The 523-nt window shown below is 72.3% G+C and carries 1 protein-coding gene and 1 pseudogene; one reads left to right on the top strand and one right to left on the bottom strand.

The features are described from left to right. A partial coding sequence (locus FV222_RS30820; RefSeq protein ID WP_210248530.1) for a hypothetical protein occupies positions 1-190 on the bottom strand: 190 nt, incomplete at its 3' end. Here FV222_RS30820 and FV222_RS28785 point away from each other — a divergent pair. Then, positions 189-523: pseudogene (locus FV222_RS28785) on the top strand (hypothetical protein); the annotation flags it as partial. The gene FV222_RS30820 and the pseudogene FV222_RS28785 sit on opposite strands and share 2 nt — an antisense overlap.

Below are 523 nucleotides of genomic sequence, written 5' to 3'. Positions count from 1 at the left end.
ACCCTGCTTCCCATGACGGCGGCACGGGGACGGTCGCCTCGGGCGCCTGCGTTTGCGCCTTGATGCCCAATGCCTTGACGTCCAAGGCCTTGGCATCCTGGGCCCTCGCATCCCGTCCCGCCGTCATGGCAAGCAGGGTCGTGCCGGCGAGCGCGAGCGCCGCGAACCGTCGAGACCGACCTGACGCCATGACCCATCCACCCCATCCGGTCGTCACCCGCGACACGATCCTGTGCGAGGGACGACCCGTCACGATCGAGCGGTTCGCGCCGCACGGCAAGGACGCCCCGGCCACGGCGACCGTGATTCTGCTCCACGACGCCGAAGGGCCAGGCTCGGACCGGCCGGTCCGGGCCGAGGCCGCGGCCTTGGCGGATGCCGGCTTCGCGGTGCTGCTGCCGCACTATCTCGACCGCACCGGCGAGGCACGGGTCGGGTTTTCGGGGATCAGCCGGCATTTCGGTGCGTGGCGCGACGCCCTCGAGACGGTCCGGGCGCAGGTCCCCGGCCCGGTGGCCCTGGT

It is taken from the genome of Methylobacterium sp. WL103, assembly GCF_008039885.1.
In the GTDB taxonomy this organism is placed as follows: domain Bacteria; phylum Pseudomonadota; class Alphaproteobacteria; order Rhizobiales; family Beijerinckiaceae; genus Methylobacterium; species Methylobacterium cerastii.
This window is presented reverse-complemented; position numbering and strand designations above follow the sequence as displayed.